Annotated in this window: 14 protein-coding genes; 8 read left to right on the top strand and 6 right to left on the bottom strand. The window is 45.6% G+C overall.

Annotated elements, in window-relative coordinates; translation table 11 throughout:
- Positions 1-373: 373 nt before the first annotated feature.
- Genes NQ546_RS14110 through NQ546_RS14120 form a run of 3 tightly spaced genes read right to left on the bottom strand, consistent with a single transcriptional unit; the run spans position 374 to position 6,154 of the window.
- A complete protein-coding gene (locus NQ546_RS14110; RefSeq protein WP_039953248.1) occupies positions 374-1,753 on the bottom strand; it encodes an efflux transporter outer membrane subunit in 1,380 nt (459 codons plus the stop codon).
- Positions 1,754-1,788: 35 nt separating this feature from the next.
- The gene (locus NQ546_RS14115; RefSeq protein WP_004290424.1) at positions 1,789-4,899 is read right to left on the bottom strand and encodes an efflux RND transporter permease subunit; all 3,111 of its coding nucleotides are present in this window, start codon (positions 4,897-4,899) and stop codon (positions 1,789-1,791) included.
- A gap of 7 nt (positions 4,900-4,906) precedes the next feature.
- Positions 4,907-6,154 carry an efflux RND transporter periplasmic adaptor subunit gene (locus NQ546_RS14120; protein ID WP_004290422.1) on the bottom strand — a complete coding sequence of 416 codons (1,248 nt, stop codon included), beginning with the start codon at positions 6,152-6,154 and terminating at the stop codon, positions 4,907-4,909.
- 304 nt (positions 6,155-6,458) lie between these two features.
- On the opposite strand from NQ546_RS14120, the gene NQ546_RS14125 reads away from it, so the two are divergent.
- Genes NQ546_RS14125 through NQ546_RS14135 form a run of 3 tightly spaced genes read left to right on the top strand, consistent with a single transcriptional unit; the run spans position 6,459 to position 8,158 of the window.
- Positions 6,459-6,728, top strand: a complete 270-nt coding sequence (locus NQ546_RS14125; protein ID WP_004290418.1) for a hypothetical protein — start codon at positions 6,459-6,461, stop codon at positions 6,726-6,728.
- A 6-nt stretch (positions 6,729-6,734) separates the two neighbouring features.
- Complete coding sequence (locus NQ546_RS14130) at positions 6,735-7,289, top strand: lysophospholipid acyltransferase family protein (RefSeq protein ID WP_004290416.1); 555 nt, start codon at positions 6,735-6,737, stop codon at positions 7,287-7,289.
- A gap of 29 nt (positions 7,290-7,318) precedes the next feature.
- Positions 7,319-8,158, top strand: coding sequence for an amidohydrolase (locus NQ546_RS14135; RefSeq protein WP_004290415.1), 840 nt, complete (start codon positions 7,319-7,321; stop codon positions 8,156-8,158).
- Here NQ546_RS14135 and NQ546_RS14140 read toward each other — a convergent pair.
- Complete coding sequence (locus NQ546_RS14140) at positions 8,130-8,831, bottom strand: SIMPL domain-containing protein (protein WP_004290414.1); 702 nt, start codon at positions 8,829-8,831, stop codon at positions 8,130-8,132. The two genes, NQ546_RS14135 and NQ546_RS14140, sit on opposite strands and share 29 nt — an antisense overlap.
- Before the next feature lie 251 nt (positions 8,832-9,082).
- On the opposite strand from NQ546_RS14140, the gene nagA reads away from it, so the two are divergent.
- The 5 genes from nagA (at position 9,083) to NQ546_RS14165 (ending at position 14,869) form a co-directional block, all read left to right on the top strand.
- Positions 9,083-10,249, top strand: a complete 1,167-nt coding sequence (gene nagA / locus NQ546_RS14145) for an N-acetylglucosamine-6-phosphate deacetylase (RefSeq protein WP_004290412.1) — start codon at positions 9,083-9,085, stop codon at positions 10,247-10,249.
- A 102-nt stretch (positions 10,250-10,351) separates the two neighbouring features.
- Positions 10,352-12,343 carry a glucosamine-6-phosphate deaminase gene (locus tag NQ546_RS14150; RefSeq protein WP_004290410.1) on the top strand — a complete coding sequence of 664 codons (1,992 nt, stop codon included), beginning with the start codon at positions 10,352-10,354 and terminating at the stop codon, positions 12,341-12,343.
- 176 nt (positions 12,344-12,519) lie between these two features.
- Entirely contained in the window at positions 12,520-12,843 is a 324-nt protein-coding gene (locus NQ546_RS14155; protein ID WP_004290408.1) for a hypothetical protein, read from the top strand.
- Positions 12,840-13,064, top strand: coding sequence for a sulfurtransferase TusA family protein (locus NQ546_RS14160; protein WP_004290407.1), 225 nt, complete (start codon positions 12,840-12,842; stop codon positions 13,062-13,064). Before NQ546_RS14155 ends, NQ546_RS14160 begins: the two co-directional genes overlap by 4 nt.
- A complete protein-coding gene (locus NQ546_RS14165; protein WP_004290405.1) occupies positions 13,061-14,869 on the top strand; it encodes a YgiQ family radical SAM protein in 1,809 nt (602 codons plus the stop codon). The genes NQ546_RS14160 and NQ546_RS14165 overlap by 4 nt, the downstream gene beginning before the upstream one ends.
- An 80-nt stretch (positions 14,870-14,949) precedes the next feature.
- On the opposite strand, the gene NQ546_RS14170 is transcribed toward NQ546_RS14165, so the two are convergent.
- Entirely contained in the window at positions 14,950-15,504 is a 555-nt protein-coding gene (locus tag NQ546_RS14170; RefSeq protein ID WP_021940325.1) for a DUF3332 domain-containing protein, read from the bottom strand.
- Between the two features lie 65 nt (positions 15,505-15,569).
- Positions 15,570-15,785, bottom strand: coding sequence for a hypothetical protein (locus NQ546_RS14175; RefSeq protein WP_138350675.1), 216 nt, complete (start codon positions 15,783-15,785; stop codon positions 15,570-15,572).
- Positions 15,786-16,212 lie beyond the last annotated feature (427 nt).

Below are 16,212 nucleotides of genomic sequence, written 5' to 3' on the forward strand. Positions count from 1 at the left end.
GGTACTACCCTGACTATTACCGATATATGGGGAACTGCCGGTACCACCGTCAAAAATCTGTATTCATATTTCAAGAACCATTTGTCTTTATTTGAAGATATCATAGAAATAAAGAATAGGGAAATTTGTATTAAGCCCGGGGTTAATGCTAACGATATAGACAAATTATTGGAGATAGATAAAAACATTGAAAAAGTTGACAGGAAGAATCTATTCGCAATATATACCGAAGTGTCGTCATGCCTATGATATTTTTCTTAGTCTAATAAAGTCGCCACCATAGCCTTGCATCTGTACATCAAGGCTATACCTACTAAAAAAGAGTACTCTTAACAAATGTCAGGAGTACTCTTAACTATCACCACAAACAGCCTTATTTCTCTACCTGCCAGCCGCCCCCCAAGGCTTTATATACATTCACCACCGCTATCAGTTCGTCGCGAATGGCATTGCTGACCCCAATTTGCGCATCAAAATAACCACGCTGGGCATCGAGAACATCCATGTAATTGATAACACCGTTGATATACTGCAACTGTGCCAGTTCCACATACGTTTTGGCAGAACGCTCCAATTTAAGGCGCAACTGATATACCTCCTTTATCTTGTTGAAGTCCACAATCGCATTCTTGGCTTCTTTGAAAGCATTCAATACTGCCTTTTCATAACTATGCACTTCGGCTTCAAACGAAGCTTTCTGCGCTTTCAAAGCAGCCCGGTTCTTGCCCCAGTTGAAAAGAGGAGTCAGTACCGCACCATTCAACAAAGAATAAGGCGACTGAAGGAAGTTGGACAGGACATCACTCTCCAATCCAAACTGACCGGTTAATGAGAGCCGGGGAAACATATTGGTATAAGCCACTTTTACACGAGCATGCTCCGCTATAAGCTGCTGTTCCGCAGCACGAACATCGGGACGACGTTCCAGTAAACCGGAAGGTAACCCTACCGGCAAAGACTCCGGTACATCCAGTTCCTGCAAGAAGCGGCTGCGTTCGATACGGGTGGGAAACTCACCGGCAAGAAAAGCGATGTCATTTTCCTTGATAGATATTTTGCGTTCCAAATCCGGAACAAGCGTAGCAGTGCGGGCCAACTCCACCTGTGCCTGTTGATAAGAGGTCTCCGAGGTAAGCCCACCCTCAAAACGTATTCGAGCGAGACGCACTCCTTCCTCACGTGCTTTTTGTGTCTGCCGCACAATCTCCAATTCCGTATCAAGCGCAACCAATTCATAATATGCCTGAGCCACTTCAGAAACGATGGTCATGCGTAGGGCACGCTGTGCTTCCACGCTTTGCAAGTACTCGGCAACGGCAGCGGCTTTCTTCCAGCGCAAATTTCCCCAAAGGTCAAGTTCCCATGACAAAAGAGCTTTTGCCTCATAAGTATTACCTACGTCACGACTATGACCGCCATGATTCTCCACTTCACGTTCCGCCTCCACTCTCCCATTCAATTGGGGCAGCAAGTTGGCTACACTGATGCGTTTCTGCGCTGCCATTTCCTTGACACGGGCAGCAGCGATAAGCATATCTTTGTTATATTCCAATGCACGATCTATCAAGCTGCGCAAAGTGTTGTCGGTATAAACCGCCTGCCATTGCTCGTCGGCAATGCTGGCGCTGTCCTGTTGTTGAGCCAAACTATCGGGTAACACCATTTCCGGACGAACATAACTCTTACCCACTTTGCACGATGCAAAAAGCACCGGAATGAGTAACAGAAGTATATATATATTCTTTCTTTTCATAAGTACGTAATCAAAATTCGTTTGCAATATTATCATCAGTCTTTTTTGATTTTGTGTTGCACTTTGGCTTTCGCTTTATAAATCAGTACAAAGAAGAACGGCACAAGTACAATACCAAATACAATGGCAAAGATCATTCCAAAGAACACCCCCGTACCGATTGCCTGACGGCTTGCAGACCCCGGTCCGCTTGCAAGTACCATAGGAAGCATACCCAAAACAAAGGCAAGCGAGGTCATCAATATAGGACGGAAACGAAGTTGAGCGGCATGAATGGCCGACTGTACCAAGTCTCCCCCATTATCTACCTGTACTTTGGCAAACTCTACGATAAGGATAGCATTCTTTGCCGCAAGCCCCACGAGCATTACCAAACCGATTTGGAAATAAATATCATTTTCCAAGCCACAAACAGCAACCCCTAAATAAGCTCCCAAAGCAGCTACCGGCAAGGAAAGCAATACTGCGATAGGCACTGTCCAGCTTTCATATTGCGCAGCCAAGAAGAGGAAAACGAAGAGGAACACCAATGTCAGCACCAATCCGGTCTGCCCGCCGGCTTTCTTTTCCTGATAGGAAAGTCCACTCCATTCAAGACCTATGTTGTCCGGCAAATGATCGCGTGCTATCTGTTCCATGATCTCCATAGCCTGACCGGAACTGTATCCCTGTGCAGCCGAACCGCGGATAACGGCGGTAGTAAACATATTGAAACGCTTGATACTACCCGGTCCTGTGGTGTAGGATGCATTGCCCAATGAGGTCAGCGGAACCATTGCTCCATTGGCAGCTTTCACAAAGAACAGATTGATGTTCTCTTTATGCTCACGATACGGAGCCTCCGCCTGAATATACACCTTATATATACGGTTGAACATATTAAAATCGTTTACATACACAGAGCCCGTATAAGCTTTCATCGTGGAGAACACGTCTGCCAACGGTACGCCCAGCATCTTCACCTTGTCACGATCCACATCAAAATAGAGTTGCGGGATTTCGGACTGCAAGGAAGAAGAAAGTCCTGCCAGCTCTTTATGCTTCTGGGCATAATACATCAAGGTGTCTGCCGCTTGTACCAGATTTTCGAAAGTCGCCTCACCACGTGCTTCAAGCTGCATTTCAAAACCTCCGGAGGCTCCCAACCCCGGAATCACAGGTGGAGTGGAAAGATAGACTTTACATTCGGGATATTCCTTCAGGTCTCTCTCTACCCTTGCCATAATCTTATCAATGGTGGTATTTTTGCGGTCTTCCCAAGGCTTTAAAATGACGGTCAGTTCGCTGCGTGCCTGATTACTTCCCACACGCGGACTGCTTCCCGTTACATTCTGCACATAAGCCACATACGGATTTTGCTCCAAATACTTCACCGCGCGATCGGTCACTATACGGGTACGCTCCAGTGTGGCGCCTTCCGGTAACTCCAGTTCCACCTTAAAGTATCCCTGATCTTCGACAGGCAAGAAACTGGTAGGAATCAGGCGATGGATGATGAAGATAGCAATCAGCACCATTCCAAATGCACTCATCAGACGTCTTGGATGCTTGATAACGCGACTGATAACACCGATATATTTATGATTGCTGATGCTCAGCCACTCATTTATTTTACGGAACACAATATTCTTTTTCGCTCCGCTATTAGGCTTCAGTATTAGCGAACACATCACAGGGCTAAGGGTTAAAGCCACAACCGTAGAAAGCAACACAGACACAGCGATGGTGATAGTGAACTGGCGGTATAATTGTCCGGTAATACCACTCAAGAAACTTACCGGAACGAATACGGCACAAAGCACCAACGAAGTTGCAACCAAAGCACTTGCCAAACCGTTCATGGCTTTCTTGGTTGCCTCATAGGGCGAGAGCTTTTCCGTCTCCATCAAATGTTCCACATTCTCTACCACCACAATGGCATCGTCCACCACAATACCGATAGCGAGAATTAATCCCAATAAGGTCAATATATTCAACGAGAAACCGAAAATAAGCATGAACCCGAAAGTACCGATCAAGGATATAGGTACTGCAACGACAGGAATCAAAGTCGCACGCCAGCTTTGTAGAGAGAGGAACACTACCAGTACAACAAGTATCAATGCTTCGAACAACGTTTTATATACCTCATGAATAGACTCCGAAATATAAGTAGTCATATCAAACGGTATCTCGTAACTCATTCCTTCGGGGAAATTCGCACTTATTTCCTCCATTGCTTTCTTCACATTGTCCGCCACTTCCATAGCATTGGCACCCGGAAGCATATAGATGCCAAGAACAGCCGCATTCTCACCGTTGATACCACTCTCTGTGCTATATGAAGAGGCTTCGAGCGATACGCGCGCCACATCGCGGAGACGAATGATAGATCCGTTGGCATTGGCACGAACCACAATGTCCTCAAACTGTTTCGCCGAGCTCAAACGGCCTTGCGTCGTAATGGGAATGGTTATGTCCAAACCCTGTACCGGCTGCTGTCCTAAAACGCCGGCTGCCGATTCGCGATTCTGGTCTTTCAATGCGTTCTGCAAGTCCTGTACCGTCAAACCGAAGTTTGCCAGCTTGTCCGGCATAGCCCATATCTGCATGGCATAGTAACGGCTACCGATATTGGATACACGTCCCACACCGGGAATACGGCGCAAAAGGTCGAGCACATTGATTGTGGCAAAGTTACTCAAATAGATTTCATCGAACTTCGGGTCGCTGGAAGTCAAACAGATAGTCATCAACTGACTGGGGGCTTGCTTCTCTACCGAAATACCATTTTGGATAACTTCGGCCGGCAAACGGCTTTCCGCCAGTTTCACACGATTCTGAATTTCTACGGCAGCCAAATCGGGATCGGCAGACACATCAAAAGTCACCGTTGCCGAAAAGCCTCCGGAATTAGAACTGTTGGACTCCATGTACAACATACCCGGAGTACCGTTTATCTCTTGTTCGATAGGGGTTGCCACCGCTTGCGATACGGTCAGTGCGCTTGCTCCCGGATAGGATGCACTGATTTTTACAACGGGCGGCGTTATCTGCGGATATTGATCCACCGGAAGCATCGTCAGACCGATAATACCGACAATTACAATCACAATCGATATCACCGCCGAGAACACCGGGCGGTCTATAAAGAAACTTACTTTCATACTGTCATTACTTTGAGAGGTTGTTATCCTTTACACTATTCTCGGAAGCGATTTTCTTGTTCAAAGAGTCTGCCGGCTCTTCTTCCTCCTTAGGAGCAGCAGCCTGCGCACGTACTTTCATACCCGGAGTGAGTTTATGGAAACCTTCCGTCACCACTTGCTCGCCTGCCACCAGTCCGCGTTCGACAACCATATTGTTACCAAACTCAGGTCCTAACTCAATGAAACGCTTCTCCACCGTAGAGTCGCGGCGCATTACATATATATAAGCACCTCCCTTTTCAATGGTTACCGCTTTCTGAGGAACAGCCACAGCCCCTTCGCGCACATCCAGCAACAGCTTCACTTTTGTAAACTGTCCCGGCAACAATACCCTGTTGGGATTGGGCATCTCTGCACGAACAGAGAATGTACCGGTCTGCGGATCGACCTGCGGTTCGGCAAAATCCACATAGCCTTTATAAGGATAGACAGTATTATCTGCTAAAGTAATCGTAATGTTGGGTTGCCAGGAACGGGTAGAGTCCTGACGGCCTATCTCGATGTTACGTTCCTTGCTTTTAAGATAATCCAATGCAGTCATGCTGAAATCCACCAATACCGTATCACTCTTCACCACAGTGGCGAGCAGTGATTTGCCTCCCGGACCTACCAGCGTTCCCAAGTCCACATTTCTTTCACTGATATGACCCGACAAAGGAGAACGTACAATGGTATACCCCAGTTCCAGCTCTGCCTGATCCAAATCCGCCTGGCTCATGGAGACGGAAGCCTCGGCTGTTTCATAGGCAGCCTGTGCATTGTCCAAGTCCAACTGGCTGGCGGCATTCTGTGCATACAAAGGACGAATACGTTCCAAATCTCGCTTGGCTTTCAACGCCTGTGCCTCATCTTTCTTTAATTGTGCACGAGCTTTATCCGCCTTTGCCCGATATTGATCCTGATTGATGACAAACAATACTTGATTTTTAGTTACATACTTACCTTCGGCGAAAAGCATACTTTCCAGATAACCTTCCACACGCGCACGAACCTCTACAAACTGTTGTGCACGAATGCGTCCTACATATTCACCAAAAATCTCCACATCACCCACTTCGGCAGGCTCCACAATTACGGTGGGCGCTTCCGGTTGTACTTTCTTCGGCCAAGTCAATATCAGATAACCGGCAAGCAACACCGCCATACAGGCTATCATCATTATTACCCTTTTCTTTCTCAGCTTCAATTCTTTTTTCGTAAAAAATAGTCTCATGCTTGTTTGTTTATTAAATTTAACCCTGTTTCTTTATTCAACGCAAACGCAGTGCCAAAGCCTGACAGGGTATTATTCTTATTATATAATAGTTTAGTTATCAACCATAAACATACATACAGGCTACCTATACCACACCTATATTCCACATGTATGCTGTGGAAATTCTCCACAAATGTAGAATTATTCTACGAACTGTTTCTCATTAAAAACACATAAAATCCCGTTTTTCCTCTCCATTCATTGAGAAAAACACTATCTTTACCGAAAATAATTCAATTTATTCACATAAAAAGTAAAGATTATGGCAAGTAGAAAAGTATTGAAAAAGAATGTCAACTATATCGCCGGCGAATTGTTTGCCGAATGTCTTATGAACAGCCTGTATGTACCCGGAACAGACAAAAAGAAAGCCGATGAACTAATGGCTGAAATCTTGAAAATGCAAGATGAATTCATCAGCCGCATCAGCCATACCGAACCGGGAAATGTAAAAGGTTACTACAAGAAATTCCGTTCTGATTTTAACGCAAAAGTAGACGAAATCATTGAAGCTATCGGTAACCTGAAATAACACAGAATGAAGAAAGGACTATATAGTTTTATCTACTATCGCCTGTTAGGGTGGAAAACGAATGTAACAGTGCCCAACTATGACAAATGCGTCATCTGTGCAGCACCACATACTTCCAACTGGGATTTGTTTATCGGTAAACTGTTTTATGGAGCCATTGGGCGAAAGACCAGCTTTATGATGAAGAAAGAGTGGTTTTTCTTTCCTTTGGGACTAATATTCAAAGCCGTTGGCGGCATACCGGTAGACCGAAGCCGAAAAAGCTCTTTAGTGGACCAAATGGCACGTAAATTTGCCGGAAGCAAACAGTTTCATTTGGCTATTACCCCGGAAGGAACGCGCAAGGCCAATCCTAACTGGAAAAAGGGATTTTACTTCATAGCACTGAAAGCACAAGTTCCTATCATGCTGATCGGTATAGACTATCCTACCAAAACCATTACTTCCACCAAGGCAATAATGCCTACGGGAGATATTGAAAAGGACATGCATGAGATAAAACTCTATTTTAAGGATTTTCAAGGAAAGAACCCTGAGAACTTTTCAATCGGAACAATTTAAAAAGCGACCGGCAACGGCCTCCTATCAGAATGAACCGACTACGCGTCAGTATCCTGCAAACGGATATTGCTTGGGAAAATAAACAAGACAACCTCCGTCGTCTCCGCGAACAACTGGAAACACTTCGTGGAGCGACGGAGATTGTTGTTTTACCGGAAACATTCTCTACCGGATTCAGCATGAATACCGACAGGCTGGCAGAGCCGGTAACAGACAAGACAATCGCTACTTTACGCCAATGGGCCGCGGAATGTCAGATAGCCATTGCCGGAAGCTACATTTCCTGCGATGAAATTCCCGTTGCATCCGAGGATAATGAATTATCCTACAAACATCCGGCATACTACAACCGCGCTTTCTTCCTCACTCCCGAAGGGGAAAGTTATTTCTACGACAAACGTCACCTGTTCCGCATGGGGCATGAGACAGAACATTTTACGGCAGGCTCTCAACGTGCCGTAATCTCATACCGGGGCTGGAACATATTATTGCTTGTGTGTTACGACCTACGCTTCCCTGTGTGGAGCCGGAATGTAGACAACGAATACGACCTATTGATTTACGTTGCCAACTGGCCCGTCTCCCGGCGGAAAGTCTGGGACATACTCTTGCAGGCACGCGCACTGGAAAACATCTGTTACGTCTGTGGCGTCAACCGCATCGGTATAGATAACAATCAAATTCCATATAACGGCGGTAGCGTAATCTACTCCCATAAAGGTGAGCTGCTGGCCCATGTGCCCGATAATAAAGAAGGGACAGCCACCGCCGCACTTGAACTCACCGCATTGCAAACATTCAGAAAAAAATTTCCCGCATGGAAAGACGCGGACTCTTTCACTATCGTTTCAGATAATAATTCACAGTAGTCACTACGCGTATGCTTTTAATATAAGGTGTATTGGCATCTCTGTCCGATATGGAGAACTGCCCCTGCGAAGCATTCCGTATCTTGCCCAGACTGCTATCCGAGTCTTTTGCAAACTTCTCGGCAGCGGCACGAGCATTCTTCGTGGCTTCTTCTATCATTTGCGGCTTCACATCATTCAGACCTGTGAATTCATATACTACGTTATACCGGTAATCGCCTCCGCTAATGGCTATCCCCTGCTTCAGCAATTCAGCCTGCTCCGACATCAGTTGCCGCACCTTCTCTACATTCTTCGAAGTAACCGTAATTACGGATGTCGCATTATACCGATAAGCGATATCACGATTGCCATAGCGTTCGGCCTGCATATCTATCACTTCCGGAGGAGCTATACTGATTTCTTCTTTCGCAATGCCGTTACTCTCCAGAAATTTCACAATAGCTTTGTTTTTCTGCTCCATATTGGCATAAAGCAAAGAAGGATCATTCCCGATATCCTTATACATCAAAGGCCATATCACCTTATCGGCAGGGACTTCCATTTCAGCCAGACCTTTCACGCTGACAATACGTTCTTTGTCTATAAAATCATTGATACCGCATTTGATTGTCACTCCTAACAAGATCATACCGGCAGCGATAATGGCTGCTTCTATTTTCCACGTTTTCATACTCAATCGTTTTATAAGTTTATTAGTTAGTAAAACAAAATAACGAAATTAAAGTTTTCATGCTTTATAATCCTGATTAAAAGATATTAAATGGAAATCTCTTTAAACATTGCGCAGCTATTTTTAGAGTATTTAATAAAAATACCTAAATGTATGGAGTGCATCTTACCTAAAAAGTAGCTATTTTTGTCCGTCGAAACGAAGTCTGACGACCGATACGATTAATTTATTAACACTAACCCCTAAATCCTATGTTGACTCAACTCATCAACGCACGTATCTTGACCCCGCAAGGATGGCTCAAGGACGGTTCCGTACTTATCAGGGACGGAAAAATTCTAGAAGTAACCAATTGTGATCTCGCCGTTATCGGAGCACAACTAATTGATGTGAAAGGAATGCATGTATTGCCCGGAGGCGTAGAAATCCATGCGCATGGCGGCGGAGGACGCGATTTTATGGAATGTACAGAGGATGCTTTCCGCAGTGCCGTCCAAACCCACATGAAATATGGAACCACCAGCATATTCCCCACCCTGTCCTCATCTACCGTACCGATGATTGAACAAGCGGCGGAGACTTGTACAAGGATGATGGCGGAAAAAGACAGCCCGATATTGGGCCTGCACCTTGAGGGTCATTATCTCAATATGGCAATGGCAGGCGGACAGATGCCCGAAAACATCAAAAATCCGGATCCCAATGAATATATCCCTATTGTAGAAAACTGGCACTGCATCAAACGCTGGGATGCCGCTCCCGAATTGCCCGGAGCCATGCAATTCGGCAAGTACATCACCGGGAAAGGAATTTTGGCCTCAGTGGCCCACACCCAAGCCGAATTTGAAGACATCCGTACCGCATACGAAGCCGGATATACGCACGCCACCCACTTCTATAATGCGATGCCCGGATTCCATAAACGTCGTGAATACAAATACGAAGGAACAGTAGAAAGTATCTACCTGATGGATGACATGACCGTTGAAGTAGTAGCCGACGGCATCCATGTACCGCCTACAATCCTGCGTCTTGTCTACAAGATAAAAGGCGTAGAACGGATGTGTGCCATAACCGACGCCCTGGCATGCGCTGCAAGCGACAACAAAGAGGCCTTTGATCCTCGCGTCATCATTGAAGACGGCGTGTGCAAACTGGCCGACCACTCTGCCCTTGCCGGTAGCGTAGCAACTATGGACCGGCTGATACGTACAATGGTACAGAAAGCCGATATACCTTTAGCAGATGCCGTACGTATGGTTTCCGAAACTCCTGCGCGCATCATGAATGTCTATGACCGCAAGGGATCACTCCAAAAGGGGAAGGACGCCGACATTATCGTTATGGACGAAGATTTGAAAATTAGAGCGGTATGGGCAATGGGTAAATTAGTGCCTGAAACCGATACTTTATCATAAAAATTACCTCAAAAGGATGCGAATGAACTTTGTTTTTCGTATTTTTGTTAAGTTTTGAACGAGCGAACAGCTTTAATCATTTATTAATAACCAAATTATTGTATGAAAACCAATCTTAGTTCTCAAATTACTCTCAACAGAGTATCCCCCAGGTATTATAGACCTGAGAACGCTTTCGAACGGTCGGTACTGACACGTCTCGAGAAAATTCCGACAGACATTTACGAATCTCCCGAAGAAGGAGCTAACCAGATTGCTTTGGACATTGCACAGGTGATTCGTGACAAGCAGAAAGCCGGACGCTTCTGCATACTTGCATTAGCAGGCGGTAACTCTCCGCGCAATGTCTATTCAGCCCTCGTGCGCATGCACAAAGAAGAAGGGCTGAGCTTCCGTAATGTAGTAGTGTTCAACCTTTATGAATATTACCCACTGGCATCGGATGCAGTCAACAGCAATCTTAATGCATTGAAAGAAATGCTGCTCGACCACGTAGACATCGATATGCAGAACGTATTCAGCCCCAACGGGACCATCGCCAAAGATACCATATTCGAATATTGCCGCTTGTACGAGCAACGCATTGAAAGTTTCGGCGGAATTGATGTGGCTGTATTGGGCATCGGACGTGTGGGAAACATAGGTTTCAACGAACCGGGGTCGCGCCTAAACTCCACCACCCGCTTAATCTTGCTGGACAACGACTCACGCAACGAAGCTTCCAAAATGTTCGGCAGCATCGAAAGCACTCCGGTAAGCTCCATAACAATGGGTGTAGCTACTATCCTTTCTGCCAAGAAAGTATATCTGCTGGCATGGGGGGAAGAAAAAGCCAAAATGGTGAAAGAATGTGTGGAAGGCAATGTGACGGATACAATTCCTGCATCCTACCTGCAGACGCACAACAATGCCCACATCGCTATCGATCTTTCTGCTGCCGCCAACCTGACACGTATCCAGCGTCCTTGGCTGGTGACTTCCTGCGAATGGAACGACAAGCTGATTCGTAGCGCCATCGTCTGGCTGTGTCAGCTGACCGGAAAACCGATTTTGAAGTTGACCAACAAAGACTACAACGAAAACGGCTTAAGCGAATTGCTTGCCCTTTACGGTTCGGCATATAATGTAAATATCAAGATTTTCAACGATCTGCAACACACCATCACCGGCTGGCCGGGTGGAAAACCGAATGCAGACGACACCTATCGTCCCGAACGCGCGAAGCCATATCCCAAGCGCATCATTGTGTTTTCTCCGCATCCGGATGATGACGTTATATCCATGGGTGGCACCATCCGCCGCTTGGTAGAGCAGAAACATGACGTGCATGTGGCATACGAAACCTCCGGTAACATTGCCGTAGGCGATGAAGAAGTAATCCGCTTCCTGCATTTCATCAACGGCTTCAATCAGATCTTCAACAACAGCGAAGACCAGATTATCAACGAAAAATATACGGAAATCCGTAACTACCTGAAGGATAAGAAAGACGGTGACATGGATACTCGTGACATCCTGACTATCAAAGGTCTGATCCGTCGTGGTGAAGCACGCACCGCCTGCACCTATAACAATATCCCGCTGGATCACTGCCACTTCCTCGACTTGCCGTTCTATGAAACCGGTAAGATTCAGAAAAACCCCATCAGTGAAGCCGACGTGGAAATCGTACGCAACCTGCTGCGCGAGGTGAAGCCTCACCAAATCTTCGTTGCCGGTGACCTTGCCGACCCGCATGGAACACACCGCGTTTGTACGGACGCTGTATTTGCCGCTATCGATCTGGAAAAGGAAGAAAGCGCCAAATGGCTGAAAGATTGCCGTATATGGATGTATCGCGGTGCATGGGCAGAATGGGAAATTGAAAACATTGAAATGGCAGTACCCATCAGTCCGGAAGAATTGCGTGCCAAACGTAACTCCATCCTGAAGCACCAAAGCCAAATGGAAAGCGCACCTTTCCTCGGTAATGATGAACGCCTGTTCTGGCAACGCAGCGAAGACCGTAACCGCGGTACAGCCGCACTGTACGACAGTTTGGGACTTGCATCTTACGAAGCGATGGAAGCATTCGTAGAATATATTCCGCTGTAAATCTTTGCAGAAACATCAATTAAAGAGTGGGAGGCTTATCGCTTTCCACTCTTTTTTATTCAGATAAAACATAAACTTAATAAATAATCAATGAAAATATGCATTATCTGTAATGAAAAACTTATCTTTGCTTTTACAGAAAACATTAAATCACTAAACATTAAAAAAAGAACGCCATGTACACTATACAAGCTAATCCCAGCGGAACCCGTAGCCTGGAAATATCAGAAGAGAACCTTGTCACCATTGAGAAATACGGGCTATTCCGCCATCTCATCGACAGTAACGGTATCGTGGACGAAACCGTACTCGACAAACTCAAACTGAATATCCGTTCCCTCATCGCCTCGCAAGAGGAAGACAGCAAAGACCTGCTCGACCTCTGCATCGATGTCATCTACCACAACAATATGAAAGCTTTCGGATTGCAACAGCTTATCAAGCTCTATCTGCAATGGCTTCCCCAGCAAGAAACAGTAGAAGAGGAAGAGGATAAATGAAAACGATTGATACACGCGGGCAAAAACTTTACAGCCCTCTTATCCCCGCCATAAAGGCCATGTGCGAAGCCGGAAAAGGCGAAAAGCTGGAAATCATAATGGATGATTCAGCTGCCTTCAGCGATTTGAAGGAATATCTTGCCGAACAAAAGATCGGTTTTCGCGAAATTTATGACGGCGAACAGATGACGGTACAATTTTGCGTATCTTTGTACCCATGAAAGAATATAGACTGACAGACTGGTTGCCTACAACCAAGAAAGAAGTGGAACTACGTGGATGGGATGAACTTGATGTAATCTTGTTTAGCGGTGACGCCTATGTGGATCATCCGTCGTTCGGAGCAGCCGTTATAGGACGCATACTCGAAGCGGAAGGACTGCGTGTGGCAATTGTTCCCCAACCTAACTGGCGCGATGATTTGCGGGATTTCAAGAAACTGGGACGTCCCCGTCTTTTCTTTGGTGTCAGTGCAGGATGCATGGACAGCATGGTCAATAAATACACTGCCAACAAACGTCTGCGCAGTGATGATGCCTATACTCCTGATGCACGTCCGGATATGCGCCCCGAATATCCTTCGATAGTCTATACCCAAATACTGAAAAAGCTATATCCCGATGTTCCCGTTATATTAGGCGGCATTGAGGCCAGTATGCGCCGGCTGACGCATTACGACTACTGGCAAGACCGCGTACGCCCAAGTATCCTTGTAGACAGCGGTGCTGACGCATTGACATACGGTATGGGTGAAAAGCCCATTGTGGAACTTGTGAAAAGATTAAATCAGCAACAGTCTATTTTCGATATACCCCAACTGGCTTATCTCACCAAAGAGGTTCTTCCGCAGGAAGGAGACATCATTCTTTTCCCGCACGAAGAATGTTTGAAAGATAAGAAAAAACAGGCTGCAAACTTCCGCCATATCGAAGAAGAGAGCAATAAATATGCCGCTTCGCGCATATTACAAACCATAGGCAAACAAACCGTTGTCGTAAATCCGCCTTACCCGCCTTTAACGGAAGCGGAACTCGACCATTCTTTCGACCTGCCCTATACACGCCTTCCGCACCCCAAATACAAAGGAAAACGCATACCGGCATACGACATGATTAAGTTCTCCGTCAATATTCATCGGGGATGCTTTGGCGGTTGTGCCTTCTGCACCATCTCGGCACATCAAGGAAAGTTCATCGTCAGCCGCAGCAAGGAAAGTATCCTGAAAGAAGTAAAAGCCGTCATGGGACTGCCGGACTTTAAAGGATACCTTAGCGACTTGGGAGGTCCTTCTGCCAATATGTATAAGATGCGAGGGAATGACGAAAACATATGCAAGAAGTGTAAGCGTCCTTCATGCATTCACCCTAAAGTATGCCCTAATCTGAACACAGATCATGGTCCGCTGCTCGATATTTATCATGCGGTAGACAGTTTGCCCGGCATCAAGAAATCGTTCATTGGCAGCGGTGTACGCTATGACCTGTTATTACATCAGAGCAAAGATGCCGGAATCAACAAAAATACGCAGGAATATACTCGTGAACTCATAGCACGCCACGTAAGTGGTCGGCTCAAAGTCGCCCCGGAGCATACCTCGGAACGTGTGCTCAACATTATGCGCAAACCGCCGTTCAGCCAATTCGGAGAATTCAAGAAGATATTCGACCGGATCAATCATGAAGAAGGTCTGCGCCAGCAGCTCATTCCCTACTTCATCTCCAGCCACCCCGGTTGCAAAGAAGAAGATATGGCGGAACTTGCCGTTATCACCAAACGGCTGGATTTCCATTTGGAACAAGTACAGGACTTTACTCCTACCCCCATGACCGTTGCTACCGAAGCATGGTATACAGGGTTCCACCCTTATACGCTGGAACCCGTATTCAGTGCCAAGACACAGCGTGAAAAGCTGGCACAGCGCCAATTCTTTTTTTGGTATAAACCGGAAGAACGGAGAAATATCATCAACGAACTGCGCCGGATAGGACGACAGGATTTGATTGACAAACTGTACGGAATGCGATGATGCAACCGAACTTGATGAAGAGAACACGATTTCTGTAACCGTTATGTTTATTTTTTATGCAAACAAAACATATTCCCTCCTCAACGGGCAGCGTAATAAGTGTCAATCATCGTCGCCTGACGGGCAGCAGCTATCCCCTGCGCGTCCAATATTACAGTCATAGCTTCACCATTGGGCAGTGCCATTTGCGCTGTACCATTCTCGTTCATTTTCAACAGTTCGGCAGTATTGCCTTCAAACTCAACATTCCAAGTACTCTGTTCCTGGTCATAAAATAATTCCATAACCATAGTTTCACCCTCTTTTTGAACGGAATAACCATTTTCCAGCGTCTTTACAAGATAATTTCCGTTTTCACCTTTCACTTTCTTCACATCACCAACACCCGCCATCGGATTGCTACCACTCCAGAATTCAATGGAATTGATTACCAACGCATCTGCCAAATAACAGATTCCATATACAGGAACCACATTGCAAGCAAGGAAAACCAACTCATTCACAAACTTGGTGCTGATATTGCGGTTCCAGTTCAATAACTTCCCATGCAGGGCGAAAGAACCGATACAAGATGAAAACAAAAACGCACCACAAACCAACAAGGCTGCAACCTGTTTCAAATTACTTTTTCTCATAATTACCATTTGTTTAATTTATACTAGGGTAATGGAAATATTCCGACACCCATATTTATCATTACTTAAATGCTACTTTTTTTCAGGGACAACGCAACATTACGCTCCACCTCCCAAACACCGGTTTCAACAATCCGCATCTCGGAAATACCTCTGAACAAGCGGTCAATATCCTCGCGGCATACTATTCCACTCAAACTGAGGGCACGAGGGGCCAACAGTACACAAAAATTCAAAATTCCCTCTTCCACTGTACAGTACAGCATACATTGTCCTTTCATTTGTCTCATCTCCGCCTCAGGGAATTTACGGACCAAATGTCCCAACCGGTCAAATACCAGAATAATGCAATGCAAATGTATATCTTTCAATTCGGATCCATCAAGCACCAGGCATATCTGGCAATTCCGCCTTGCTTTTATTCTCCGAAGTCTATGGCCATACTTTATGCTTAGATAAAAGCCCCCTATGATCATAAGTAAAAATCCTATTACAATGATTAACGTCATATATGCTTTCCTTTATTTTATTATTAAGGTTCATACTGCATGGTTACATTTACCATATTTTCCAATACAATAATCGATTATTGCAAAGATAAGACATCAGAGTATATACTCCGTCCGAAAATCAAGGGACAAAAGGTGGACTAACCCGATAAATCTCATCAAATACTTGTGAGATATGTAAGTGGACATTACCTTTGTG

Origin of the sequence: Bacteroides eggerthii (genome assembly GCF_025146565.1) — a bacterium.
GTDB classification, from domain to species: domain Bacteria; phylum Bacteroidota; class Bacteroidia; order Bacteroidales; family Bacteroidaceae; genus Bacteroides; species Bacteroides eggerthii.